This window comes from Agrobacterium sp. 10MFCol1.1 (assembly GCF_000381165.1).
GTDB lineage: Bacteria > Pseudomonadota > Alphaproteobacteria > Rhizobiales > Rhizobiaceae > Agrobacterium > Agrobacterium tumefaciens.
In genome coordinates this window covers 90571-114979 of sequence record NZ_KB906083.1, presented here as the reverse complement: position 1 = coordinate 114979, position 24409 = coordinate 90571, and the positions used below count along the sequence as shown (strand labels likewise).

23 protein-coding genes are annotated in these 24409 nt (G+C 60.3%); 12 read left to right on the top strand and 11 right to left on the bottom strand.

The features are described from left to right. The first annotated feature begins 153 nt into the window (after window positions 1-153). Genes F617_RS0124000 through F617_RS0123975 form a run of 6 tightly spaced genes read left to right on the top strand, consistent with a single transcriptional unit; the run spans window position 154 to window position 8300 of the window. Window positions 154-2679, top strand: coding sequence for a hypothetical protein (locus F617_RS0124000; protein ID WP_019567014.1), 2526 nt, complete (start codon window positions 154-156; stop codon window positions 2677-2679). 13 nt (window positions 2680-2692) lie between these two features. Further along, a complete protein-coding gene (locus tag F617_RS0123995; protein ID WP_013762386.1) occupies window positions 2693-3787 on the top strand; it encodes a glycoside hydrolase family 88 protein in 1095 nt (364 codons plus the stop codon). Beyond that, window positions 3784-5136, top strand: a complete 1353-nt coding sequence (locus tag F617_RS0123990; protein WP_019567013.1) for a glycoside hydrolase family 28 protein — start codon at window positions 3784-3786, stop codon at window positions 5134-5136. Before F617_RS0123995 ends, F617_RS0123990 begins: the two co-directional genes overlap by 4 nt. Further along, the gene (locus tag F617_RS0123985) at window positions 5136-6242 is read left to right on the top strand and encodes an ABC transporter ATP-binding protein (protein ID WP_019567012.1); all 1107 of its coding nucleotides are present in this window, start codon (window positions 5136-5138) and stop codon (window positions 6240-6242) included. The genes F617_RS0123990 and F617_RS0123985 overlap by 1 nt, the downstream gene beginning before the upstream one ends. Before the next feature lies 1 nt (window position 6243). Continuing rightward, window positions 6244-7239: a carbohydrate ABC transporter permease gene (locus F617_RS0123980; protein WP_004431062.1), complete on the top strand. Its 996-nt coding sequence runs from the start codon at window positions 6244-6246 to the stop codon at window positions 7237-7239. A 2-nt stretch (window positions 7240-7241) separates the two neighbouring features. Further along, the gene (locus tag F617_RS0123975) at window positions 7242-8300 is read left to right on the top strand and encodes a carbohydrate ABC transporter permease (protein WP_013762383.1); all 1059 of its coding nucleotides are present in this window, start codon (window positions 7242-7244) and stop codon (window positions 8298-8300) included. Between the two features lie 10 nt (window positions 8301-8310). On the opposite strand, the gene F617_RS0123970 is transcribed toward F617_RS0123975, so the two are convergent. The 9 genes from F617_RS0123970 to F617_RS0123925 all read right to left on the bottom strand — a co-directional run bounded on the left by F617_RS0123970 (window position 8311) and on the right by F617_RS0123925 (window position 17707). Continuing rightward, window positions 8311-9357 carry a LacI family DNA-binding transcriptional regulator gene (locus F617_RS0123970; protein WP_174012362.1) on the bottom strand — a complete coding sequence of 349 codons (1047 nt, stop codon included), beginning with the start codon at window positions 9355-9357 and terminating at the stop codon, window positions 8311-8313. Between the two features lie 220 nt (window positions 9358-9577). Further along, window positions 9578-10363 carry a TIM barrel protein gene (locus tag F617_RS0123965; RefSeq protein WP_019567010.1) on the bottom strand — a complete coding sequence of 262 codons (786 nt, stop codon included), beginning with the start codon at window positions 10361-10363 and terminating at the stop codon, window positions 9578-9580. Between the two features lie 9 nt (window positions 10364-10372). Next, window positions 10373-11383, bottom strand: coding sequence for a Gfo/Idh/MocA family protein (locus tag F617_RS0123960; RefSeq protein WP_019567009.1), 1011 nt, complete (start codon window positions 11381-11383; stop codon window positions 10373-10375). A gap of 10 nt (window positions 11384-11393) precedes the next feature. Next, window positions 11394-12293, bottom strand: a complete 900-nt coding sequence (locus F617_RS0123955) for a sugar phosphate isomerase/epimerase family protein (protein ID WP_004431052.1) — start codon at window positions 12291-12293, stop codon at window positions 11394-11396. Between the two features lie 142 nt (window positions 12294-12435). Further along, window positions 12436-13377, bottom strand: coding sequence for a sugar ABC transporter substrate-binding protein (locus F617_RS0123945; RefSeq protein WP_013762379.1), 942 nt, complete (start codon window positions 13375-13377; stop codon window positions 12436-12438). Window positions 13378-13659: 282 nt separating this feature from the next. Beyond that, complete coding sequence (locus F617_RS0123940; protein ID WP_019567007.1) at window positions 13660-14688, bottom strand: LacI family DNA-binding transcriptional regulator; 1029 nt, start codon at window positions 14686-14688, stop codon at window positions 13660-13662. Window positions 14689-15091: 403 nt separating this feature from the next. After that, a complete protein-coding gene (gene pcaF, locus F617_RS0123935) occupies window positions 15092-16297 on the bottom strand; it encodes a 3-oxoadipyl-CoA thiolase (RefSeq protein WP_019567006.1) in 1206 nt (401 codons plus the stop codon). A gap of 10 nt (window positions 16298-16307) precedes the next feature. Further along, window positions 16308-17003, bottom strand: a complete 696-nt coding sequence (locus F617_RS0123930) for a CoA transferase subunit B (protein ID WP_004431045.1) — start codon at window positions 17001-17003, stop codon at window positions 16308-16310. After that, the gene (locus tag F617_RS0123925) at window positions 17000-17707 is read right to left on the bottom strand and encodes a 3-oxoacid CoA-transferase subunit A (RefSeq protein ID WP_019567005.1); all 708 of its coding nucleotides are present in this window, start codon (window positions 17705-17707) and stop codon (window positions 17000-17002) included. Before F617_RS0123925 ends, F617_RS0123930 begins: the two co-directional genes overlap by 4 nt. A gap of 136 nt (window positions 17708-17843) precedes the next feature. Between F617_RS0123925 and F617_RS0123920 the strand changes: the two genes are divergently transcribed. Then, a complete protein-coding gene (locus F617_RS0123920; RefSeq protein WP_004431042.1) occupies window positions 17844-18605 on the top strand; it encodes an IclR family transcriptional regulator in 762 nt (253 codons plus the stop codon). On the opposite strand, the gene F617_RS0123915 is transcribed toward F617_RS0123920, so the two are convergent. After that, window positions 18551-19498: a helix-turn-helix domain-containing protein gene (locus tag F617_RS0123915; RefSeq protein WP_026331047.1), complete on the bottom strand. Its 948-nt coding sequence runs from the start codon at window positions 19496-19498 to the stop codon at window positions 18551-18553. The two genes, F617_RS0123920 and F617_RS0123915, sit on opposite strands and share 55 nt — an antisense overlap. A gap of 119 nt (window positions 19499-19617) precedes the next feature. Here F617_RS0123915 and pobA point away from each other — a divergent pair, with 119 nt between their 5' ends. Next, window positions 19618-20790: a 4-hydroxybenzoate 3-monooxygenase gene (gene pobA, locus F617_RS0123910; RefSeq protein ID WP_019567003.1), complete on the top strand. Its 1173-nt coding sequence runs from the start codon at window positions 19618-19620 to the stop codon at window positions 20788-20790. Here the strand turns inward: pobA and pcaQ are convergent. Then, a complete protein-coding gene (gene pcaQ / locus F617_RS0123905; RefSeq protein ID WP_019567002.1) occupies window positions 20787-21728 on the bottom strand; it encodes a pca operon transcription factor PcaQ in 942 nt (313 codons plus the stop codon). The genes pobA and pcaQ overlap by 4 nt on opposite strands. A 95-nt stretch (window positions 21729-21823) precedes the next feature. Here pcaQ and pcaD point away from each other — a divergent pair, with 95 nt between their 5' ends. The 4 genes from pcaD to pcaG are packed head-to-tail and all read left to right on the top strand — an operon-like array spanning window position 21824 to window position 24407. After that, window positions 21824-22621, top strand: coding sequence for a 3-oxoadipate enol-lactonase (gene pcaD / locus F617_RS0123900; protein ID WP_019567001.1), 798 nt, complete (start codon window positions 21824-21826; stop codon window positions 22619-22621). A gap of 3 nt (window positions 22622-22624) precedes the next feature. Continuing rightward, window positions 22625-23047, top strand: a complete 423-nt coding sequence (pcaC, locus tag F617_RS0123895; protein WP_019567000.1) for a 4-carboxymuconolactone decarboxylase — start codon at window positions 22625-22627, stop codon at window positions 23045-23047. Further along, entirely contained in the window at window positions 23044-23784 is a 741-nt protein-coding gene (gene pcaH / locus F617_RS0123890; RefSeq protein ID WP_004431032.1) for a protocatechuate 3,4-dioxygenase subunit beta, read from the top strand. The genes pcaC and pcaH overlap by 4 nt, the downstream gene beginning before the upstream one ends. A 2-nt stretch (window positions 23785-23786) precedes the next feature. Further along, a complete protein-coding gene (gene pcaG, locus F617_RS0123885) occupies window positions 23787-24407 on the top strand; it encodes a protocatechuate 3,4-dioxygenase subunit alpha (RefSeq protein ID WP_019566999.1) in 621 nt (206 codons plus the stop codon). Window positions 24408-24409: the final 2 nt, after the last annotated feature.

Here is a 24409-nt window from a genome sequence, read left to right as displayed (position 1 = left end):
AGCTCCTCGTCTTAATTCGATTTCGCTTGTTTTGCGACTTGACAGAATAAACGTCAAGCTGTTTGTTTCGGCTAAATCGCACAAATCGCCGCAACAAAGCGAAAATAGATTTGTGAAAATAATTTCATAAAGATCGACGGGAGGCGATCCATTATGACGGATGGACCATTGGCAACGGGCACGTCGCAGCCCACATATACCGTGCCGACAGGCGAAACGGTTACCGCCTGGATCGTCTCGGATCTGGTGGAAACCTCATTTCCGGGAACTGCGGCACCGGCGGAAGACCGGGTCAATTATCGCTTCATCAACGGCTTTGTGGATGTTGGCGACCTGCCCTGCCGCAAGGCCTTTCAACAGACGATGATCGGCCGTGACATCGCGCCCGACTCCAGCTTTACAGTTTCGCACCTCAACCTGCCGGGTTCCAATCGACGAGTTGAATTCACCGGCTTCTGGCATGTTCCGACCCATGTGCAGCGCTGGCTGAAGGGCACGTTCCGCAGCGACACCACAAGACAGGCGCATTTCCGGCTGCGCACCTGCGGCGGCGTGCGCATCTGGGTGGGCGGCGTGGAGCAGGTCCGCTTTGAGCCCTTTATCCGCAATGTCGAAAGCAGCCGCGATATCACGCTCGAACTTGCGGCCGGCGATAACGAAGTGCTGCTGCTTTGCGAAGATCTGGCGGAACGTGACATCATCTGGTTCTTCGAGCTTGAGGTTACGGACGCCACGCCGCTCACCGTCGTGCTGCCGGTGCCGCTCGACCGGGAAGAAACGAAACGTCTTGCCGCACTGGTGCGCGATGTTCGCCCCGCACGCGACGTTTTTTCCGGCGCGGCCCTCGAGCTGGTTTTCGGGGCAGCACCTGCCAGCGACCTTCCCGTCCACATCGCGGTGAAAAGCCACGGCCACGAGCGCGCCGCCCTTGCCGAGGTCGATACCGTGCTGAAAGCCGGGCAATCGACCCTGACGATCCCCGAGACGGTAGGCATTTCGGACGGATATCATGGCGTCAGGATCACCATCGGTTCAGGTGCCGGAACGGTAACGCGCGTCATCGACGCAGCCTTCATGGGCGATATGGCGCCACAACCGGCCGCCACCGATATTGCCGAGCGAAAGAAAGCGGCATTGTCCTTCAGCGCCCGCTTTGGTGCATGGCGCATCGGCCGCGCGCTGGCAATGGTCGCTACCGGCAGCGGTGACATGAAGACGATTTCCGGCATCGTCGATGCAACGCTGCGGTCCATCGACCGGCGTGAGGATTGTTCAGATTTCGTGCTGGTGCCGCTTCTCTGGCTGGTGCGCGCCTATGGTGACCGGCTTCCCCCTCAGATGCTTGAGCGGATCAACTCTTCTATTCTCTCCTATCGCTACTGGGTGGACGAACCCGGCAACGACGTCATGTGGTTCTGGAGCGAAAACCACGTTCTGTGCTTCCATACCAGCCAGCTGCTCGCGGGAGACTATCTGCCGGACGCCATCTTCAGCGCCTCCGGGCGCACGGGCAGAGAACAGACGGCACTCGCCACTGAGCGGCTGCAGCGCTGGTTCGACAGCGTCGAGGCGCATGGTCTCGCCGAATGGAATTCGGCCGCCTATTACCCGGTGGATTTCATCGGCCTTCTCGCCATCGAACATTGGGCCGAACCGGAACTTGCCGCCCGCGCCCGCCACCAGCTCGATCTCATTTTCGAAATGATCGCTCTGCACACGCTTGGTGGCGTTCCCTCCGGTTCCCAGGGCAGAGCCTATGACAAGGAGCTGCGCGCCGGGCCGCTGACCGAACTTGCACCTTTTGCGCAAGTCGCCTTCGGTCAGGGCTGGCTCAACAATGGCGTCGCCTCGCTGCCGATGTTCTGCTGTGGAGATTACCTGCCGCCACCGCATCTTGCCGCCCTGTCGCAACTGACAGGCGGCCGCATGGTCGAGGCGCGTTATGCGCAGGGACTGGAGCCGGGCAAACTCGTGCTCTTCAAGAACGAAGCAGCCCAGCTTTCCACTGTGGTGGACCACAAGACAGGTCGCAAGGGCCACCAGCAGCACGTCATGGACATCAAGCTTGCCGGCCATCCGATGGCGCGGCTGTGGGTCAACCATCCGGGCGAAGACGACCCCTGGGGCACGCAGCGCCCCTCTTATTGGGCGGGCAGCGGCATCCTGCCGCGCGTGGCGCAGCACCGGGATATCGCCATGATGGTCTTCGATACGGATGATCACCGCAATGATTGGACCCATGCCTATCTCGGTCGCGACGGGCTGGACGAGGTGGAGACGAAGGGTAACTGGCTCATCACCCGCGCGGGCCGCGGCTTTGCAGCACTTTATGCGACCAATGGGCTTGAACCTGTAACAGCAGGCGCCACCGCCGACCGCGAGATCAGATCACCTGGCCGCCGCGCTGGCTGGATCGGCATTATCGGCTGCGGAGATACGAACGCATTCGCGCACTTCCGCGAAAGAATTCTCGCCACGCAGGTCATGTTCGACGCCGACAGGCGCCTGCTGTCTGTCACGCCGCCCGGTGGCCCCGAACTCTCCCTCAACTGGGAGGGCAACTTCACCATCGGCGGGCAAGCCATGGTCTTCGACCACGAGCAGCCACAGCCACAGATCACCTTCGACAGTGCCAAAACCGCCGCAGGCAACGGCGTGGCACAGCCATTTTACTCCTAAGCGGAATGACCAGATGAACCAGCAAAGCATCGAGAAAGACACTCTCAGAACGACGATCGACAGCGTCGCCGCCGCCTTCAGCCGCCTCAAGGGCATACAGGAAGGCCTGGCAAGCGGCAGTTCCGACGGCAAGATCCAGTTCGATGAATGGGATTGGGAAGTGGGCGTTGGGCTTTACGGCTTCCTGCGCCGGGCGCTTGCCGCGAACGACCAGAAAGCTCTGGACGATCTCGTGACCTGGTACGGCTGGCAGATCGATCGTGGCCTGCCGCCACGCCAGATCAACAGTTCCGCGCCAATGCTGCCGCTCGTCATCCTCACCGAACATGTCGACCGGCCGGATTTCCGGGCGCTGGTAGAAGACTGGGCCGACTGGCTTGTGCACAAATTGCCGAAAACCGAAGATGGCGGCTTCCAGCACGTGGTAAAGGAGCGGCTTAACGAGGGTGAACTCTGGGACGACACGCTGTTCATGGCTTGTCTGTTCCTTGCCCGCGCCGGTGTGGTCTGCAAACGCCAGGACTGGATCGATGAGGCAGTCTACCAGTTCATGATCCATGCGCGTTACCTGTCAGACCCCGTGACCGGGCTGTGGTATCACGGCTGGACATTCATCGGACGCCACAATTTTGCGCATGCCTTCTGGGCACGCGGCAATTCCTGGATCACCGTTGCAATCCCCGAGCTCTTCGAACTGGTGCCGACGCTTGCCGAAAAGGACAAACGTTTCCTCGCCAATGTGCTTGCAAGCCAGGTGCGTTCGCTGCGCCAGTATCAGCGCGAGGATGGCATGTTCCACACGCTCCTCGACGATCCGACTTCGCCGGTCGAGACGTCGGCAACCGCTGGCATCGCCTATGGCATTCTGCGCGGCATCGAGGCAGGTATTCTCGGCGAAGAAAACCGCGCCCATGCCGAGCGGGCGCTGAAGGCGGTGCTGGGCAATATCGATGACGAAGGCGTCGTGCACGGTGTGTCGGACGGAACGCCCATGGGCCACGACCTCGATTTCTACCGCCGCATTCCCAATTTGCCGACACCCTATGGGCAGGCGCTGACGATGCTGCTGCTGATCGACGTCTTTCTGAAGAGGCCGCAGGCATCATGAGTGCTCACACCAATATCACCATTGCCGCCGAGGGACATGACGCCACTGCCGATATCCAGCAGGCAATAGATACAGCATCGGCCGCAGGCGGCGGCGTCGTGTCGCTCTTGGCCGGACGGCATGTCAGCGGCGGCCTTCATCTTAGAAGCGACGTGGAACTTCACCTTGCACAAGACGCGGTGCTTGCGCCGATTTCCGACTACGACGCCTATGCCCATACGTCCGTTTCTGTCATCGCCGAGGATTCCGATCGCGGCATGATCGTCGCAAAGGGCGCGAGCAACATCGCCGTCACCGGCCCCGGCCGTATCGAGGCTGGCGGTGAGAACTTCATCATCGGTGACGACGAAGCCATGGGAACCTATGTGCCCGCGAAAAAGAGGCCGCGTGTCATGGTTCTGGAATCCTGCCGCGACGTTCGCCTTGAAAACCTCGTCGTCAGCGGTTCGCCAATGTGGACCCTGCACATGGTCGATTGCGAAGATCTGAGTTTCCGAAACATCCGTGTCGAAAACGATCGCCGCCTGCCCAACACCGACGGCATCGTGCTGGATGCCTGCCGGCGCGCACTGATCGAGGATTGCTCCATCTCCACCGCCGATGACGGTATCTGCCTTAAGACCAGCGCCGGACCGGACGGCAAGGCTGTTGGCGCCTGCGCCGATATCACGGTTCGCCGCTGCACTGTCTCAAGCATGAGCTGCGCCTTGAAGCTCGGCACGGAATCCTTCGGCGATTTCACCGACGTGGCGTTCGAGGACTGCAAAGTCATCGCATCCAATCGCGGCATCGGCCTTTTCTCCCGCGATGGCGGCGCCATGCGCAATATCCGCTTTTCGCGGATCGAGGCGGAGTGCCACGAAACGCCGGGCGGGTTCTGGGGATCGGGCGAAGCCGTGACTGTCACCGTGGTAGACCGCCGGCCGGAACGTCAGGCTGGCAAGGTTGAAAACCTTGTGGTGGAAGACGTGAGCGGCTCGATGGAAGGGGCGATAAACCTCGTCGCCACCTCGAGCGCCGGCATCCACAATGTCACGCTCGCGCGCATTTCACTGTCGCAGCAGCCCGGCAAACTCGGCACCGGCCTGCAATATGATCTTCGCCCGACCAATGCGGACATTGCACCAAGCCCGGAAGCTGCCGGCCGCGCCAATGCCTGGACACGCAGCGCCGACGGCAGGATCGTCGGACTTGAAGATTACCCCGGCGGCATGCCTGCGGTCTATCTGTCCGGCGTTCACGGATTTTCGGCGCGCGACGTTGCCATTGGAAGAACGATGCCCTTACCCGAGGGCTGGAATGCAAAAGAGATCGTCGCAGAGACGACCTTGCCCGAAGGGAGCAGGTAATGGGAAGTCTAAAGCTGGAAAACCTCAACAAGGCATTCGGTGCCGTTCATGTCCTGCATGATATCGATCTTCAGATCGAGAACGGGGAATTCGTCGTTTTCGTCGGTCCTTCCGGCTGCGGAAAATCCACGCTGCTGCGCATCATCGCCGGCCTTGAGGATGTGACGTCAGGCACCATCGGCATTGGCGGACGCGATGTCAGCGCGCTCTCGCCGGCCGAGCGCAAGATCGCCATGGTCTTCCAGTCCTATGCGCTCTATCCGCATATGAGTGTGCGCAAGAACCTCGCCTTCGGCCTTGAAAACCTGCGTTTCAAGCGGGCGGAAATCGAAAGCCGCATCAACGAGGCGGCGCGCATGCTGGCCATCGAACCCTATCTCGACCGCAAGCCGAAACAGCTTTCCGGCGGCCAGCGCCAGCGCGTTGCCATCGGCCGTGCCATCGTGCGCGAGCCAGACATTTTCCTGTTTGACGAGCCGCTGTCGAACCTCGATGCGGCGCTGCGCGTGCAGACCCGCGCCGAAATCACAAGGCTGCATCGCGATATCAAGACGACGATGATCTATGTGACCCACGACCAGGTGGAAGCCATGACCATGGCCGACAAGATCGTGGTGCTGCGTGCAGGCCGCATCGAACAGGTGGGCAGCCCGCTCGAGCTTTTCGACAATCCGCGCAACCTCTTCGTCGCCGGCTTCCTCGGTTCACCGCGCATGAACATACTGAAGGGCACATTCGTCGCCGGCAGCGACGGCGGTTTCGCAATCGACACCGGATACGGCGTGTCCCTGCCCTGCCTCGTCGATCCCGCCGTGGCTACCCCCGGACAGGCAGTTCTGGCGGGCATCCGCCCCTCGCATTTTGTCATCACGCAGGAAAAGGGCCTGCCCTTCGAAGTGCAGTATCACGAGAGCCTCGGCACCGAGACCTATCTCTACGGCAATCTTCAGGGCCAGAAAGAGCAGATCATCGTGCACCAGGCTGGCCACTTCGCACCCGCTTCAGGCTCAATTCTGAACATCATGCCGGCGCGCGAAAGGGTGCATGTCTTCGACCCCGAAACCGAACTGGCGCTGCCGCGCCTCGACAGCCGCGGGAGAGACTAGCATGGCCAATCCGACGCTTGCGAGACTGTCCGACCGCGTGCTCGACGCCGTGATGGCAATCGCCGAAGTGCCGCTCAACCTCATAGAGCGGCTGATCGGCAAAAGACGCATGCCCTATATTTTCCTGATGCCTAACCTCGTTCTCTTCGGCATCTTCACCTTCCTGCCGATTGCCATTGCCGTCGGTTACGCCTTTACCGGCGGCACCGAGCTGCTGATCACAGACCGCCCCTTTGTCGGTCTGGAGAATTTCGGCAAGCTGCTCGATTGCCAGAGCTATATGGACCCCGGGAGCTGCCGGGAATCGCTGTTCTGGACAGCGATCTGGAACACGCTCTGGTTCGTCGGCTTCAACGTTGTCGCCACGCTGTTCGTCGCGCTGGTCACGGCCCTTATTCTTAACAGGGCGATTGCCGCGCGCGGCTTCTTCCGCGCCATGTTCTTTTATCCCGTGCTGCTGTCACCTGTCGTCATCGGCCTCATCTGGAAATGGTTTCTTGACCGCAACGGACTGCTGAACGCCTTCTTCCAGATGCTCGGCGTGCCGCCGGAAATCTTCCTGCTGGATGTCGGCTGGTCGCGCTTCTTCGTCGTGGTCGTATCCGTCTGGTTCCACATGGGCTTTTACACGCTCATCCTGCTGGCCGGGCTGCAGGCCATTCCCAAAGACCTTTATGAAGCAGCCGCAATCGACGCCGCTTCGCCCCGACGCACATTGCTGCGCATCACCCTGCCGCTGCTGGCTCCCAACCTTCTCGTCGTACTGATCCTTTTGATGATCCGCTCAGTGCAAATATTTGATGAAGCCTGGGTTTTGACCAATGGCGGCGGGCCGGGCACGGCCAACACGTTCGTGGTGCAATATATCTACCAGATGGCCTTTGGCAGCGATCTCAGGCTCTTCGGCCTCGCATCCGCCGCATCGGTTCTGATGGGCCTTGTTCTTCTCGCGCTGACGCTCGTGCAACTGCGCCTCGGCAAAAAGATGGAGTCCTGATAATGTCCGGCAATATAAACGCAGTCACTTTCCTGACGCGAACCCGCCGCCCCGGCAGGATCGGTCTCACCGATATTCTCTCCTGGGTGTGGCTCATTGGCGGAACGCTCGCGGTGCTCATACCCGTTGTCTGGGCCGCCATGTCCTCGCTGAAGCCGGAAGCCGAGATCACACGGTTTCCGCCGAGCCTTCTGCCGCGCGCCGCCGTGCAGGTGGAAGTTCCAGGTTATGACAGGCCGCTCAGCCTCTGGACCGTCACCATCGACGGCATGGAGCGGGAGATGGCCATGGTCCGGCGCGTTGGCATCAAGGCGCAGATGGTGGATCCGGCCAATCCCGGCCCGCCGGTCAGCGTCGACACACGCGAAATGTCGCCCGTCCAGAAACTGACGATCGCGACGCAGAATTTCACCGATCCCTTGACCCAGTTCAACTTTCTGACTTTCCTGAAAAACTCGGTCTTCGTCACTGTTGTCGCGACCGTTTTAACCTTGATCGTCAACGCCATGGCGGCGTTTGCTCTCTCGAAATACCGCTTCCGCGGCGAGAAGGCGATTTTCGTGCTGATCATCTCCACGCTGATGATCCCACTTACCGTCGTCATGGTGCCAGCCTATCTTGTTATCGTCGGTGTCGGCCTCGTCGACAATCTCTGGGGTGTCATCATTCCCACCGTCGCGACGCCAACCGGCGTGTTCCTGCTCCGGCAATATATGCTGACGATCCCGGACGAACTGATCGAAGCCGCACGCGTCGATGCGGCCAGCGAATTCCGCATCTTCTGGCGCATCATCCTGCCGCTGACGGCACCTGCACTAGCGGTTCTCGCAATCTTCTCGGTGCTGTGGCGCTGGAACGACTTCCTCTGGCCGTTGATCGTCCTCAGCAGCCGCGAGAACTTCACACTGCAGGTGGGCCTGAACGCCTTCCAGGGCGAGTTCTCGGTGCAATGGCACTATATTCTTGCCATGACTTTCCTCAGCCTGGCGCCGGTTACCGTCGTGTTCCTGTTCCTGCAACGCTATATCACGACAGGCATTGCTGGGACGGGCATGAAGTAAAAGCTCGGTATCACTTGGGGGGCGGTGCGATGCTGCCCCTCAGCACAAGTCGACAGCCAAGTTCCAGCCGGTGCGCAGGCCGGGTCGGGTCGGCGGCGACAAGCCGCTGCTCCAGCAGGGAAAGTGCCGCACCACCCAGCCTGTCGGCGGGCAATTGAACGGTGCTGAGCGGTGGCGCACTGAAGGCCGCCGGCATGATATCGTCAAAACCCAATACCGAAACATCATCGGGAACCCGGACACCGGCTTCCGTCAGTGCTTTCAGACAGCCGAGCGCCAGATTGTCGGCAGCGCAGAAAATCGCCGTTGCATTTCTGAGCGGGCGCTCCTCGGCCAGCAGGCGACGAATGGCGGTTTCGCCCCATTGGGGTTCATAACTCTCCACCTCAATGACCATATCCGCAGGCACCGGAAACCCCGCCGCAAGAAATGCGTCGCTATAGCCGTCGAAACGGCGGCGGATCGTCGTGCGCCCCTTCCAGGTAATGTGCAGAATATTGCGGTGCCCAAGGGAAAGCAGGTGCTCGATGCCGAGGCGGGCGCCGAAACGGTTCTCGGCCGTCACCGTATCTACGATCATGGCCGGGTCCTCGCCATTGATCAGCACCACCGGTTTGCCGAGCGCCGAAAGCGCCTGAACCAGTTGCGACCGGTCATCGTTCAACACCACGATGCCATCCACATTGTCGGCATCCGCCGCCTGCGCCACCGCGACAGGGTCAAGCCGGCTTGTGGCGCTGACGAAGGGAACGATGCGAATGCCGCGCCGTTCGCATTCGCGCCGGAAGCCGTTCAGCATCGTCCAGCTGACCATGTTGAGATCACTTTGCGGAGCCGCATCGTTGGTCATTGCCAGCAACACCACGCGCAGGGTCGCAATCGTCGCCTTCTGTCGGCGGTTTTCGAGATAACCGAGCGAACGGGCCGCTTCCAGCACCCGCTCGCGCACCAGCGTGGTCAAGGGGGCCGTGCCGTTAAGGGCGTGCGAAGCGGTGCTGAGCGAAACATTCGCCTGCTGCGCCACATCCTTAAGCGTCGTTTTCCTGTCTATTTTCATAAAAGGGAAATTCACCCGCTCTTTTAAGGATGGGGCGGGCAAGAAACCGGCACAAAGCAGTTGATTTCAAGAATACCCGAGCCCGATTGCTGCTCTGTTTTGTCACGCAAAGATTACAGCATCATCCGTAAAAGCGGAATTGATTTCTCTGTGTTTTCTACCAATCAGCCTGTATTCGAACGCAAGCACCGCCTGCAGCAAACCGCAGGCGGTGAGGCGGTCATAGCGCCTTGGAGATATGGTCGATACTGTCTCTGACGGCAGCAGCCGGGTCTTTCAACTCATGCACCTCAGCCGCGAAAGGCTCGAAGCTGTAAGGCCCCTTGTAGCCAGCGGCCTCCAGCGTCCTTATCTGGGCAAGATTCTCCAGCCGGTCGTCGCTATCCACCAGAACGCGGTGGGCGTCCAGCATGTCGGCGACGGAGACGGCGGGGTCTGTCACGCCTGATATGTGGACGAGGCCGGTGCGTTCGGGGAAAAACACCGTCTCTCCTGCCAGATGATGATGGAAAGTGTCGTGCACCAGCCTGTAGACATCGCCCCCGCCTGCCGCGTCGATGGCCTTGACAGCCTCAGCCTTGGTGCGCAGCGACGAGACGGGGAAACCGAGCGGTTCGACAAGGCCGGTCAGCCCACGTTCCTCAAGGATGGGCTTCATGGCCTTCAGCGCGGCCACTAGATCGTCGAAGGGTACCTGTCGGCCCTCGTTGAGCGGGCACATGACAAGCGCCTTCGCGCCACTTGCGGCGGCGTAATCAGCCATCACGACTGCCCTTTTTGGCAGATCACCCGACCAGACGTTGAAGGGATAAAGCGCGTTGATGGAGATGATGGTCACGCCGGCCTTTTCGGCCGCGGCCTTTACGGCAGCCGGGTCCACCGTGCCGACGGTGTCAGGCAGGTCGTTGCGGATTTCGACTTCGCTAAGGCCAAGATTGCGCGCTGTCGCGAAGAAATCCTCGAGGGAGAGTTTTGGTGCGGTGATGTGGTTGATGGCAAAACGCATGAGATATCCTCACTTATAAAGGGCAGGACGCGTGGGAAGGTCGATGGCGACCGCAGCGCCACCGGTTTCTTGCGCGGCGACGCAGGCATCGGATGTGATGGCGGCCACGTAACCGTCCCAGGAATTAGGTCCGGCCGCGGTGCCCTTCGCCGCCGCATGGATGAAATCCTGCAGCTCGACATCATAGCTCGCGATAAAGCGATCCTTCCAGTCTGTCAGGATATCGTTCTGTAGCTTGGCGCCAAGGCGGGTCTGGACGGACATCGGCTCCGGCAGGCTGGCGATGCCATCCTCTCCCACCACCTGGCACTGAATATCATAGCCATAATGGCAATTGACGAAAATTTCGACGTCGATGAGCGTGCCCCTGGTGGTCTCCAGAATGACGATCTGCGGATCCTTCAGCCGCGTATGGCTTCTGGCCGCCGAGCGGGGAAAGAGGACCCGCGCCGAAACATAATCATCGTCGAGCAGCCAGCGCAGCACGTCGATCTCGTGGATCATCGTGTCGTGGATGGCCATAGCAGTCACATATTGCTCCGGAACCGCCGGATTGCGATGGGCGGCGTGCACCATGATCGGCGCGCCGATCTTGGTGTCGACGGCCTGTTTCAACGCCACATAACCGGCGTCATAACGGCGCATGAAGCCCACCTGAACCAGCCGCTTGCCCTGCGCCACCTCGGCGTCAACGATGCGCTTTGCCCCTTCCGCCGTTGTCGCCAGCGGCTTTTCGCAAAAGCAGGGCTTGCCGGCGGCAATGGCGGCCAGCACATATTGCTCATGCGTGGCACCCCAGGATGTCACCAGAACGGCGTCCACATCCGGCGATGCAATCAGTTCCTCGCCGGTGGCGAAAATGACGGCGTCCGGAGCAATGTCGTTCTTCACCGCCTCGGCGGATGCAGGGTTGACGTCACTCAGCGCCACGACCTTTGCGCCTCCGAGGACCTTGTTGATGCGGCGGGCATGGTCACGGCCAATCGCGCCGGTGCCGATGACACCAATTCTCACAGTCATGGGAAAAACCTCACTTGCGGTATTTTTCGATATAGTTGTTGATCTCGGCGCACATGAACCTGCCCGATTCATCGGCCCTGTCCTCCCAGGCAAAAACACAGGAGGTCATGATGCCGTCGAAGCCGATTTCGGAAAGCGTGCCGAAGAAGTCGTCCCACGGCACCTCACCCTGGCCGATGTTCAAGTGCTGGTGCACGCGCGCTTGCGTGCCGGGCGGGTTGAGAATGTAGCGCAGCCCTGAACTGGCCTTGTGATTGAAGGTGTCACCGACATGCACGTGGGCGAGCACATCCTTCGCTTCGCGCAGCATCGCCTTGGTGTCGTCGCCGAAATAGAAGGTGTGAGGTGCGCAATAGAGAAACTTCACATTCTTCGAATTGACGGTGCGGATGATGTCGAGCGCCGGCTGAAGCGTCTCGCACCAGTCTTCCGGATGCGGCTCGACATGCAGATTGATGCCTTCGCGCTCGAAGATCGGCACAAGTTCTTCCATTGAACGCCACCAGGCATCCTCGCAGGCCTCGATCATCGAGCCGGTATGGCAGCAATAGCAGGAACCCTTGTCGGGATGCGGTCCACGGCCAAATTCGGAGTTCATCGTGTCGACCTCCAGTTCGACGGCGATCTCGATGGCGCGTTTCCAGTGTTTTACTGCCGCCTGCCGCTCGGTCTCGTCATTGGAGGCCCAGCGATACATCGGCAGCAGCGAGGCAATCTTGACGTTTTCGGCCGCCAGCGCCTTCTTGAACGAGCGGATCCTTTCGGGAAACACGCGTGGCGCCTTGAACCATTCGAGGAAATCGGCGCGCGGGCTGAGCTCGATCCAGTCGTAGCCGAGCTCCCTAACTTTGGCGGGAAGGGCTTCGAGGCTGAGATGGCGGTGCATGAACGGGTCGATGGCGATGCGCATTTACGCTTCCTTGTCGTCGGTATCTGTTGAGGTCGTTGCGGACAGGTTAGGCCGCGATCCGGGAGAAGAGACCGCGGCCTTGGGCCTGCTTTTCCATGAGCGGCCCCTGGTTTATTCCTGGCATTCCCAGTGAATGCCGGCCTCAGTTCTTCGCCTGATAATCCTTGAGGTTGGCAGGTGTAACGAGTTCGAAGGGCACGAAGACCTTCTTGTCGATCGTCTCGCCCTTGGCGAGTTTCAGCGCGGCATCCACCGCGCCCTTGCCCTGGCCGGCGGCATTCTGGAAAACACTGACATCCAGTTCGCCCGCCGCCATCGCGGCAAGTGCATCCTGGGTCGCGTCGATACCCGCGATGATGACGCCGTCCATCGGCCGGCCGGTCGCCTTCAGCGACTGGATCGCGCCTATCGCCATCTCGTCATTGTTGGAAATCACCGCATCGAACTCAACGCCAGCCGAGAGCCAGTTGGTCATGAGGTCCGACCCCTGCGTGCGCGACCAGTTGGCGGATTGCTCCTCAACGAGCTTGATGAAGCTGCAATCCGGAGTGGCGACGACCTCCTTGATGTCCTCAGTCCGCATGCGCGCCGCCTGGTTGGAGAGCTCGCCCATCATCACCACGGCCTTGGCTTCCGTCTTGCCGGCAGCCTTCAGAAGCCGGCAGACTTCCTGCGTCTGCAACGTTCCCGACTGTTTTTCATCGGAAGCGACGAAGGCCTGCTTGTCCGGCAGATTGTCGAGATTGACCGGCTGGCGGTTGACGTAGACAAGCGGAATGCCGGCTGCGGCAGCCGCCTGCGAAAGCGCCACCGTCGCATCCGTATCGACGGGATTGACGATGATGGCGTCGACGCCGGCGGCGACAAAGTTCTGCACCTGGCTCAATTGTTTGCCGACATCGTTCTGGGCGTCCTCGATCTGCAGCGAGACACCGTTCATGCCCTTCGAATAGTCGATCATGCCGTTACGCAGCACGGTCAGGAAATTGTCGTCGAACAGGGCCATCGAAACGCCGATGGTCTGAGCCGAAGCCGTGGTCGCCAGCATGGTGGCCAGAGCCGCAATCGCAAAATGTCTTTTCATGTCATCCTCCTCCGAAACTCTTGAAAAGAAACCGGTCGCACAGCCGCAAGTGCATCGCGCCACAGCCGATCGCCGGCAAAAGGATACCTGTCGCCGAAGATGGACATCTGCGGCGTTTGGCAACCTTGAAACATCGTTATTGTCGTGGATCAGCCTCCTGCCCGCTCCACATGCCGGCAACATGATCCTAGTCCGGGGCCGGCGTCAACGCGTCTTCGGCGGGCAAAACCATCATGGCTGATAGAAATAGACGCGGCATTTATGATAGAATCTATCAAACCATCAAAGGCTCTCAGGAACCCATAGATGAGCGGGCACAAATCTCTGTCCCGGCGTTTCCGCCATGCCGTGTTCGATGGTGTGAACCATAGTGGCAACGAGGTCCGTGCATAGTTCGCGAAGCGGTGTCTGGAACACGCCGGTAATACGCCGCTCAAGCAGCGCCTGACGGGATTCCGGCGTCAACTCGTTGACGAGGCAGACGATGGTTTCCTGGCGGTTCTCCTGCTGCAAGGCCTCGATCACACCTTCCATGCCGCCGCCGATGCAATAGATGCCGACGAGATCTTGGTGTTTGGCGATGGTGTCCATGACAAGCTCGTAGGTCAGCCGCCGCGTTTCCAACGTGATCAGCGCGTCCATCACCTCGAATTCCGGCGCATATTCCCTGATATAGCTCCGAAAGCCGGTTTCCCGCAGCGAATGACCGTGAAAACGGTGGCCACCGAGCAGTAGCAGCACCTTGCCCTTGCTGCGCGCCAGCCGCGAGATCATCCAGGCCGCCGTGCGCCCAACCTTCATGTTATTCGCGCCAAGATAGGCCTCCCGCACACCCTGCGCGAAATCGGAAAGCAGCGAAAAGGTGGGAATACCCTTCGCCTTCAGCGCCTCAACGGCCGCCGTAACGTCATGATGGTCAGGCCCGGTCGCTGCAACGGCCTGCACCCGACCTTTCATGCCGGACAGAAGGCCCGCAAGCTCGCTCGGCTCGCCCGACTGCGCAAATTCGATGCGCAGGTTCAGATGGCGATCCCTCACGTTGCGTGCCGCAAGCTCCAGCTCATCGGCAAATGTCTGGTAAAAGGAGTGCCGTTCTTTCCGCAGAATGATTCCGAGATTATAGGACGGCAGATCGGCCAGCATGCGCTGGCGGATGATGTTTGTGGCATGAAAACCGATCTTTTCCGCCGCCTCGAACACCCGCCGCGAGGTTTCCTCCCGCACCGGCAGGCGACCATTCAATACCCTGTCGACAGTCGCAACGCTGACGCCGGCGGCGTTTGCAACATCTGTGATTGTCGGACGCTTCATGAAGACACCCCTTACACGGAAAGAATCCTGTCATACCCCGCAAAACATGTCACGGATCATGATAGAATCCAACGCAAACCGAGATTTCGGCGAGGGGTGCCAGAGCACGCGGCATAAATATTGATGGCTGGGGTGTCCGGTGCGAGGCCTGCTTTTCCACTTCCCTCATCTCTGTGCTTGTCACAGAGATCCAGCCAGCCCAAGTCCTTGGGCCGAAAAGACTCCCTCCGCCGCGCAGACCCGCGTCGGCTGGATTCCTGCGACAAGCACAGGAATGAGGGGAGTTGGAATGCACCAATGCGAGAAAATCATGCGTGGAGTTCCTGAGCACCTGCCGACATAGCTGAAGACACGGCGGCAGCGGCATCCGGACCGTTCAACAGAACCGAATGCCGCGATCCCGTCAGACCCGCTCGAGCGCCACGGCAATTCCCTGCCCGACGCCGATGCACATGGTCGAGAGCGCATAACGCTTGCCGGTCAGAGAAAGCTCGAGTGCTGCGGTGCCGGCAATGCGCGCACCGGACATGCCAAGCGGATGCCCAAGCGCAATCGCCCCGCCATTTGCATTCACCCGCGCATCGTCATCGGCAATGCCGAGCTGGCGAAGCGTTGCGAGACCCTGGCTGGCGAAGGCTTCGTTCAGCTCGATCACGTCAAGCTCTTCCTGTTTCAGGCCTAGACGCGCCAGAAGCTTGGCTGAGGCAGGCGCAGGGCCGATGCCCATGACGCGCGGCGGAACGCCGGCAGTTGCTCCGCCGAGAATGCGGGCAATCGGCGTCAGGCCGTATTTCTTTGCGGCTTCAGCCGAAGCGATGATGAGGGCCGCCGCACCGTCATTGACGCCGGATGCATTGCCCGCCGTCACTGTCGCACCGTCGCGCTTGTTGACCGGCTTCAGCTTTGCAAGGGCCTCAAGGCTCGTAGCACGCGGATGTTCGTCTTTAGACACTACCAGCGGATCGCCCTTGCGCTGCGGGATCGTGACCGAGACGATTTCCTTGTCGAGGCGGCCATTGGCCTGCGCGTCGGCTGCCTTTTGCTGGCTGCGAACGGCAAAGGCGTCCTGATCTTCGCGGGAGACCTGATAATCGACGGCGACGTTATCACCGGTCTCCGGCATGGAATCGACGCCATATTGCGCCTTCATCAGCGGGTTGACGAAACGCCAGCCTATGGTCGTGTCGTAGATTTCGGCATTGCGGGAAAAGGCACTTTCGGCCTTGGGCAGCACGAAGGGCGCGCGGCTCATGCTTTCCACGCCGCCTGCAATCATCAATTCCGCCTCGCCGGATTTGACGGCGCGGGCAGCGGCGATGACAGCGTCCATGCCCGAACCGCACAACCGGTTGATCGTGGTTCCGGTCACCGAAACTGGCAGGCCGGCCAGCAGCAGCGACATGCGGGCAACATTGCGGTTATCTTCGCCCGCCTGGTTGGCGCAGCCGAAGATCACGTCCTCGACGGCTTCCCAATCCACGGACGGATTACGCTCGACAAGCGCCCGCAAGGGCACAGCACCGAGATCGTCAGCCCGCACTGAAGACAATGCACCGCCGAAACGGCCGATCGGCGTGCGGATATAGTCGCAGATGAATGCATCGGTCATCGGTTGTTCCTCAAAGTTCCGGGGCGACAAGATCGGCGACTTCGCCATCGACATGGAGAGGCGCGCCGGTCATGGCCTGCAATTCATCGAAGCTCATCGCCGCCAGCTTTTCGCGCAAAACGAAACGGCCATCCACGACGTCAATCACCGCATGGCTGGTGTAGATGCGGGTGATGCAGCCGACGCCGGTCAGCGGAAAGGCGCATTTTTCGACAAGCTTCGGCTCGCCGTTCTTCGTCACATGTTCGGTGATGACGAAAACCTGCTTGGCGCCATGCACCAGATCCATGGCGCCGCCAACGGCGGGCACGCCCTTGGAGCCAACGCGCCAATTGGCGAGATCACCATTCTGCGCCACCTGATAGGCGCCGAGGATCGCAACATCCAGATGCCCGCCGCGCACCATGGCGAAGCTGTCGGCATGGTGGAAGAAGGAGGCACCCGGCTTCAGCGTCACGGCCTTCTTGCCGGCATTGATGAGGTTCCAGTCCTCTTCACCTTCCGGCGGCGCTTCGCCGAAATTCAGGATGCCGTTTTCGGTGTGGAAGATAGCCTGACGGCCGGGCGGCTGGTAACGGGCGACCATTTCGGGAAAACCGATACCGAGATTGACGTAAGCGCCATCCTCGATGTCCTGCGCCGCGCGCCAGGCGATCTGGGCGTTGGAAAGCTTGATATCGTCGCGAGTGTTGATTGGCTGGGTCATGCGTAGGCTACTCCCGCGCGAATGAGGACTTCTTCCTGTTGCGGATTGGCGATTTCCACGACGCCATTGACGAAAATGCCGGGCGTGACGACATGCTCGGGGTCGATCTCGCCGGCAGCGACGATCTTGGAGACCTGGGCGATGGTGGTGGCTGCCGCCATGCACATCAGCGGGTTAAAATTGCGCCCCGCCTTGTTATAGGTGAGATTGCCGTAGGTATCGCCAAGCTCAGCCTTGACGATGGCGAAATCCGCCTTCAGCCAGCGTTCCTGAACATACGACCGACCGTCGAATTCGGCGATCGGCTTGCCATTGGCAAGCTCCGTGCCGAAGGCAGTCGGAGTATAGAATGCCGGGATGCCCGCGCCACCGGCACGGATGCGCTCGGCAAGCGTGCCCTGCGGCACAAGTTCCAGCTCGATTTCGCCGGCCAGATATCTGTCGGTGAAAGCGCGCGGATCGGAAGAGCGCGGAAACGAGCAGATCATCTTCTTGACCATGCCCGCATCGATCATTGCGGCAATGCCGATACGGCCATTGCCGGCGTTGTTGTTGATGACCGTCAGGTTTTTCGGTCCCTTGTCGATCAGGGCGTGGATCAGCTCGATGGGCGCGCCGGAGCCGCCAAAACCGCCGATCATAACCGTCGCGCCGTCGCCGATACCGGAAATGGCATCAGTCGCGCTCTTGATTGTCTTGTCCATATCAATCCTCCATCCAGCCCAGCAATGGGAACTCGCAAGGCCGCTTGGCTCAGAGCTAAATCCGAATCCGCCTCGACGGCAACAATTTTGTGCGTTATATGATTTTTGTTCGTATATCGCACAAATGGAGCGTGACATGGCCGTCAATGAAAGAGACATGATGGGCGGTCTCGCCAAGGGGCTGAAGGTGATCGAGGCGTTCAGCGCCGAGCGCCCGCGCCTGTCCATATCAGATGCCGCTGACATCGCAGGCCTTGACCGCGCCACCACGCGGCGCTGTCTGCTGACACTGTCGGAAATGGGTTACGCCGCCTATGACGGCAAGTTCTTCACTGTGACGCCCAAGGTGCTGCGGCTTGGCACCGGCTGTCTTGCCACCATGCCGCTGCCGCGCATCGTCCAGCCCCTTCTCGACCGTCTTTCGGAAGAGATCGGCCACAGCACATCAGTCTCCATTCTGGACGATACCGAAATCGTGTATGTGGCGCGCGCCGCCCAGCAGCGGGTCATGTCCATCGCCCTCATGCCCGGCTCGCGCCTGCCCGCCTATTGCACGTCCATGGGCCGCGTTCTCCTCTCAGCCCTTACACCGGAACGGCAGCGCGAGGTCCTGGAACACTCGAGGCTGGTGGCACGGACGGAAAAGACGATGACCGGTATCGACGCCCTGCTCGACGAACTCGAGGCGACCCGCAATCGCGGTTATGCCCTGATCGATCAGGAGGTGGAGATCGGCCTTCGCTCCATTGCCGTGCCGGTGAAAACCGTGCGTGGGCAGACGGTCGCAGCGCTCAATGTCGGGCTTGCCGCCTCGGTAGCGTCGATGGACGATCTGGTGGAGCGTTATTTGCCGGCACTGCTTTCCGTCCAGCGAGAGCTGGGAAGAATGCTTGCCTGAGATGAGGCCGAAGCCGCGCCGTCATCTCCCATTTTCCGCCGTTCAGCCAATCGCCATGCCCGCGGTGTCATGCCTGTTTCCCGCTTGAAGAAGCGGTTGAAATAGGCCGGGTCGGCAAAACCGAGATCTTCCGCAATCATCTGCACGGTCGATACGGTGAAGATCAGTTCCTGCTGGGCGATCTCGATCTGGCGCCTGGCGACAAGCCGTTGCAGGCTGAGGCCGGAAACGGAACGGACGAGACGGTTAAGATGGGTCTCGGAAAGGCCGAGCTTCTGCGCATAAAACGCCGCCTTGCGCGGCTCGCGAATATGTCGGGCGATCAGTGACAGCAGGAGTTCGAAGCGCTGTTCCGCAGGGCCTTCCCCGGTTCTCTCCAGTAGAGGCCGCGCCGCTCGCGCAAGAAGCGCAGCCACGGTAGCAAGCTGACCTTCGATCATGGCCTCCCGGCCTATCTCGTGGCTTTCATACTCCGCGGAGATATGTTCGAAATCCCTGCGCAATCGCTCGCCCTCGGAGAAATCCTGCAACGGCAACAACACGGGCTGCTGGAAATTCCGCAGCAGCAGCGCCTGCACGGATGCGGCAAGCGCGCCGGGCAGCACGGTGACGATCACCCCGCCAATATCGCGCGAAAAACGAAAGCCGTGCTCGAAACCCGGCGGCACGACAATGGCGACCGGTGGGCGGATAGCCTCGGTGCGGCCATCCAGCAATGCATCGCCCTCGCCGCCCCAAATGTACAAGATTTGCAGGAACGCGGCATGCCGGTGCAGGCCGATTTCAAAGCGATGCAGGCTGCTTCTGGAAAAAAGCGTCTCGCAATGAAAGCGGAAAGCGGTTCCTTGCGCTGTCTCCTCGCCATATAGGCCTTCATTCGCCGCAACCCGCATGTCACCCCCGGCTCCCCGCATCATGGTCGAATTGTGCAATTTACGGATCAGAAAGTCCATTGAGCTTGTCGCGCGCTTTGGTCAATTTCCTGACAGGAGACAATTCCGGGAGGAAACTAATGCGCACCAAGGTCGTCATCATCGGCTCCGGCCCTTCGGGTCTGCTGCTTGGTCAGCTGCTTGCCAATGAAGGCATTGATACCGTCATTCTCGACCGGGCCGGCAAGGACTACATCCTCGGTCGGGTCCGCGCCGGGGTGCTGGAAGAAGGCACAGTGCACCTTCTGGAAAAGGTTGGCGCCGACAAACGCCTGCACAAGGAAGGTCTGCCGCATGACGGTTTCTCGCTGGCCTTTGACGGGCGCGATCACCGTATCGACCTCTTCGATCTTACCGGCGGCAAACGGGTAATGGTCTACGGTCAGACGGAGGTGACGCACGACCTGATGGATGCCCGCGAAAAAGCGGGGCTCACCACAATCTATGAAGCCTCGAATGTGGAGCCGCATGATTTCGATGGTACCAGCCCCTATGTCACCTATGAGAAAGACGGCGTAAGCCACCGGATCGATTGTGATTTTATTGCCGGATGCGATGGGTTTCACGGCGTCAGCCGCAAATCCGTGCCTGAGCGCTCGATCAATGAATTCGAAAAGATATATCCTTTCGGCTGGCTCGGTATTCTGGCCGAAGTGCCACCCGTCAGCCACGAACTCATCTATGCCAACCATCCCAGTGGTTTTGCGCTCTGTTCCATGCGCTCGCACACGCGCAGCCGCTATTACCTGCAATGTTCGCTGGAAGACCGGCCGGAGGACTGGAGCGATGAGCGGTTCTGGGATGAAATCCGCCGCCGCCTGCCGGAAAACCATGCCGATGCCCTGGTGACCGGGCCGTCATTTGAAAAATCCATTGCACCGCTTCGGTCCTTCGTGTGCGAACCGATGCGCTTCGGGCGGTTGTTTCTGGCGGGCGACGCCGCCCACATCGTGCCGCCGACCGGCGCCAAGGGCCTCAACCTTGCTGCCAGCGACGTGCATTATCTCAGCGAGGCGCTCATCGAATTTTATCGTGAAGGGTCGGAAGCGGGCATCGATTCCTATTCGCAGAAAGCGCTATCCCGCGTCTGGAAGGCCGTGCGCTTTTCCTGGTGGATGACGACAATGATGCACCGCTTTCCCGATACCGGCGAATTTGGCCAGCGTATCCAGGAAGCGGAACTGGATTACCTCGTGCATTCCCGCGCGGCCTCCACGGCGCTTGCGGAAAACTATGTCGGGCTTCCCTATTAGGAAACAGTTTCAGGCTTCGGGTCGAGCAGTTCGCGCGCAGCTTCGCGAATGGCCTGTATCAGCAGCGACAGCGGCAGTGAGGGCTGCGTATCGGCCCGCACCGTCAAGCCGACCGGACCGCTGGTATCGCCGGTATCGACCGGCAGGATCGCCAGAGTTCCATCCGCCACATCGCCTGCGACCACGCCTTCCGAAATGATCCAGACGGCATCACTGGTGCGCAGGAACGCGCGGCCAAACGCATCCGATACCGTTTCGATGCGGATTGGCAAGGCCGGCACCCCATTGGCGATCAGGAACTGCTCGACGATGGGACCGATCACCGACTGGCGGGTGGGGATCAATACCGGGAATTCGTGCAGGTGATCGAAAACCGAAATGCCCGGTGACAGCAGCGGATGGCCGGCGCGCACGACGAACCGCACCTTTTCGGAATAGAGATGCTCGAAGGAAAATCCCGCCATCTTTTCCGGCGCAGCCAGGCGCCCTACGACGAGATCCAGATCGCCGACGCGCAACTGCTCCAGAAGAACGGCATTGTCACCGGTGACGATCTTGACCGGGCTGCCGGTTTTTTCCGAAAGAAATCCCGCCATGGCTTTCGGCATGATCCTCACCGATACGGTCGGCAAGGCACCGACGCGAACCGGCGGGCCGGCACGCGCCGCCTCCTGCGAGACGGAATCGACCGCATGGCGAAGTGCCGTCATCGTCGCCCCGGCATGGCGCAGGAACACCTCGCCATAGCGGCTGATGCGGATGCCGCGCCCCTCGCGGTCGAACAGCGAGACACCGAGAATCTCCTCGAGTTCGCGGATGGTTTTCGTTACCGCCGGCTGGCTGACATGCAGGATTTCTGCAGCACGAATGACGCTTTTCTGGCGCGCCACCTCCACGAAGGTCTGAAGATGCCGGAACTTTATACGCTGCTCGACCATCGAACATATAATCCATTGGTTATATTTTTCACCGATAATGTCATTTTACTTAACCGGAACGTGCTTGCAATATCGTCAACAGGAGGACTTACATCATGCATTTTCTGCGCTGTGGCGAAAACGCGATCCATTATCGTGCGCACGAACTGGAAAGCGACAAGCCGGTCATCGCCTTTATCAATTCGCTTGGCACCGATTTCCGTATCTGGGATGCGGTGATTGCGGAACTTGGCGACAAATATGCTTTCGTCCTGCACGACAAACGTGGCCATGGCCTGTCCGATATCGGCCGCCCTGCCTATTCGATAGACGATCACGCGGACGACCTGATTGCCATCCTCGATCATCTTTCCGTCAACAATGCGGTTATCTGGGGTCTGTCGGTCGGTGGACTGGTTGCACAGGGACTTTATGCCCGGCGTCCCGATCTCGTGCGTGCCCTTGTGCTCAGCAATACCGCCCACAGGATCGGCACCGCCGAGATGTGGAACGCGCGCATCGACAAGATCGCCGCTGACGGCCTTGCCTCGCTGATCGATCCGGTGATGGAGCGCTGGTTCACACCAGCCTTTCGCCAGCCGGACAACGTGGTTTATGCGGGCGCGCGCAACATGCTTTCCCAACAGCCGGAGGCCGGTTACAGCGGCACCTGCGCCGCCATACGCGATGCCGATTTCACGCGCGAAGCGGGCCGCATCGCTGTTCCGACGCTCTGCGTGGCGGGCGATGAAGACGGGTCGACACCGCCAGCACTGGTGCAATCGCTGGCGGACCTCATTCCCGCAAGCCGTCTCGCCACCATTGCACGCTGCGGCCACATTCCATGCCTTGAACAACCGCTCGCCTATGCGCAGGCGGTCGGTGATTTTCTGAAGACCTTGCCGGAGCACTGACAGATGGCGGACAATATCGACAAGAACGAGAGATTTGAGCAGGGCATGAAAACGCGCCGCGCCGTGCTCGGTGACGCGCATGTCGACCGCGCGCAGACGGTGACGACGGGGTTCGACCAGCCGTTTCAGCAGCTCATCACCGAAGCGGCCTGGGGCACGGTGTGGTCCGGTAACCACTGGACGAAGCGCGAGCGCTCGATTGTCACCATCGCCTTGCTTGCCGCACTCGGGCAGGACGAGGAACTTGCCATGCATGTGCGCGCCACCGCCAATACCGGCGCCACCGAAGCGGATATTCGCGAAGCGCTGCTGCATGTCGCAATCTATGCCGGCGTTCCCGCCGCCAACCACGCTTTCAAGACCGCCAAGCTTGCTCTGGCCGGCATGAAAGCCGATAGTTCCCGCGACGAGGAGGAGACGAAATGAGTAATACAAAGCCCGAAACCGGGCCGTTCTTCGCACGCGACCGCGACATTCATCCGCTGGCCTATGCTCCCTGGTACAAGACCTCTATCCTGCGTTCTCCGCAGCGCGCCCTGATTTCGCTGGAAGGCACCAAAAGCGAGATCACCGGGCCGGTTTTCGGCCACAGCCTGCTGAACGAGCTGGATAACGACCTGATCCTCAATTATGCCCGCCCTGGCGAAATGCCGATTGGCCCGCGTATTCTGGTCCACGGCCGGGTGCTGGACGAGCGCGGCCGCGGCGTGGACGGTGCGCTCGTGGAATTCTGGCAGGCCAATGCCGGCGGGCGGTATCGCCACAAGAAGGAAACCTATCTCGCCGCCATCGATCCGAATTTTGGCGGCGTCGGCCGCACGATCACGGATGAGAACGGTTATTACTGGTTCAAGACCATCCAGCCTGGCGCTTACCCCTGGCCGAACGGCGTCAACGACTGGCGGCCTGCCCATATCCACTTCTCGGTCTTCGGCCACGGTTTTGCCCAGCGGCTGATAACCCAGATGTATTTCGAAGGCGATCCGCTGATCTGGAAATGTCCGATCGTCAAAACCATCCCGGACGAGGATGCGATCAAGCGGCTGATCGCGCCGCTGGATATGAATTCAAACATTCCCATGGACATGCTGGCATACAAGTTCGACATCGTGCTTCGCGGCCGCCGCTCCACGTTTTTCGAAAATCGCAAGGAAGGCAACTGATCATGGTCCAGCCGCTCGGTTATCTCAAGGAATCAGCGTCGCAGACGGCAGGTCCATATGTCCATATCGGCTGCACCCCCAATTTCGTTGGCATCGAGGGCATGTTCGAAAAGGACCTGGGCTCCGGCGCGCTCTATAACGACAAGGCTCGCGGCGAACGCATAAGCGTGCGTGGCACGGTCTACGACGGCGCTGGCATGCCGCTGAAAGACGCCCTGATCGAAATCTGGCAGGCGGATACGGACGGTTATTACAACAGCCCCAGCGAAACACGCGGCAAGGCGGATCCGAATTTCACCGGCTGGGGCCGCTCGCCCGGCGACATGGATACCGGCGAATTCATATTCGACACCATCAAGCCCGGCAAGGTGCCCTTCCGCGACGGCCGGTGGATGGCGCCGCACATCACTTTCTGGATCGTGGCGCGCGGTATCAATATCGGCCTGCAAACCCGCATGTATTTTCCCGAGGAGCAGGAGGCCAATGCCGCCGATCCGGTCCTTGCCCGCGTCGAGCAGAAAAGCCGCATCGCCACCCTTGTCGCCAAAAAGGAGGAAGGAAACATCTATCGTTTCGATATCCGCCTTCAGGGCGAGGGCGAAACCGTGTTTTTTGATATCTGAGC

Bases quoted from the DNA above. Each gene is read 5' to 3' on its own strand.
- F617_RS0123940 (WP_019567007.1), bottom strand. From the start codon at position 14,688: ATGAAGCGTCCGACAATCACAGATGTTGCAAACGCCGCCGGCGTCAGC.
- pcaH (WP_004431032.1), top strand. From the start codon at position 23,044: ATGAGTAATACAAAGCCCGAAACCGGGCCGTTCTTCGCACGCGACCGC.
- F617_RS0123975 (WP_013762383.1), top strand. From the start codon at position 7,242: ATGTCCGGCAATATAAACGCAGTCACTTTCCTGACGCGAACCCGCCGC.
- F617_RS0123970 (WP_174012362.1), bottom strand. From the start codon at position 9,357: ATGAAAATAGACAGGAAAACGACGCTTAAGGATGTGGCGCAGCAGGCG.
- F617_RS0123925 (WP_019567005.1), bottom strand. From the start codon at position 17,707: ATGGACAAGACAATCAAGAGCGCGACTGATGCCATTTCCGGTATCGGC.
- pcaF (WP_019567006.1), bottom strand. From the start codon at position 16,297: ATGACCGATGCATTCATCTGCGACTATATCCGCACGCCGATCGGCCGT.
- F617_RS0123990 (WP_019567013.1), top strand. From the start codon at position 3,784: ATGAGTGCTCACACCAATATCACCATTGCCGCCGAGGGACATGACGCC.
- pobA (WP_019567003.1), top strand. From the start codon at position 19,618: ATGCGCACCAAGGTCGTCATCATCGGCTCCGGCCCTTCGGGTCTGCTG.
- F617_RS0123995 (WP_013762386.1), top strand. From the start codon at position 2,693: ATGAACCAGCAAAGCATCGAGAAAGACACTCTCAGAACGACGATCGAC.
- pcaG (WP_019566999.1), top strand. From the start codon at position 23,787: ATGGTCCAGCCGCTCGGTTATCTCAAGGAATCAGCGTCGCAGACGGCA.
- F617_RS0123930 (WP_004431045.1), bottom strand. From the start codon at position 17,003: ATGACCCAGCCAATCAACACTCGCGACGATATCAAGCTTTCCAACGCC.
- F617_RS0123945 (WP_013762379.1), bottom strand. From the start codon at position 13,377: ATGAAAAGACATTTTGCGATTGCGGCTCTGGCCACCATGCTGGCGACC.
- pcaD (WP_019567001.1), top strand. From the start codon at position 21,824: ATGCATTTTCTGCGCTGTGGCGAAAACGCGATCCATTATCGTGCGCAC.
- F617_RS0123985 (WP_019567012.1), top strand. From the start codon at position 5,136: ATGGGAAGTCTAAAGCTGGAAAACCTCAACAAGGCATTCGGTGCCGTT.
- F617_RS0123980 (WP_004431062.1), top strand. From the start codon at position 6,244: ATGGCCAATCCGACGCTTGCGAGACTGTCCGACCGCGTGCTCGACGCC.
- F617_RS0123960 (WP_019567009.1), bottom strand. From the start codon at position 11,383: ATGACTGTGAGAATTGGTGTCATCGGCACCGGCGCGATTGGCCGTGAC.
- F617_RS0123920 (WP_004431042.1), top strand. From the start codon at position 17,844: ATGGCCGTCAATGAAAGAGACATGATGGGCGGTCTCGCCAAGGGGCTG.
- F617_RS0123955 (WP_004431052.1), bottom strand. From the start codon at position 12,293: ATGCGCATCGCCATCGACCCGTTCATGCACCGCCATCTCAGCCTCGAA.
- F617_RS0123965 (WP_019567010.1), bottom strand. From the start codon at position 10,363: ATGCGTTTTGCCATCAACCACATCACCGCACCAAAACTCTCCCTCGAG.
- F617_RS0123915 (WP_026331047.1), bottom strand. From the start codon at position 19,498: ATGCGGGTTGCGGCGAATGAAGGCCTATATGGCGAGGAGACAGCGCAA.
- F617_RS0124000 (WP_019567014.1), top strand. From the start codon at position 154: ATGACGGATGGACCATTGGCAACGGGCACGTCGCAGCCCACATATACC.
- pcaC (WP_019567000.1), top strand. From the start codon at position 22,625: ATGGCGGACAATATCGACAAGAACGAGAGATTTGAGCAGGGCATGAAA.
- pcaQ (WP_019567002.1), bottom strand. From the start codon at position 21,728: ATGGTCGAGCAGCGTATAAAGTTCCGGCATCTTCAGACCTTCGTGGAG.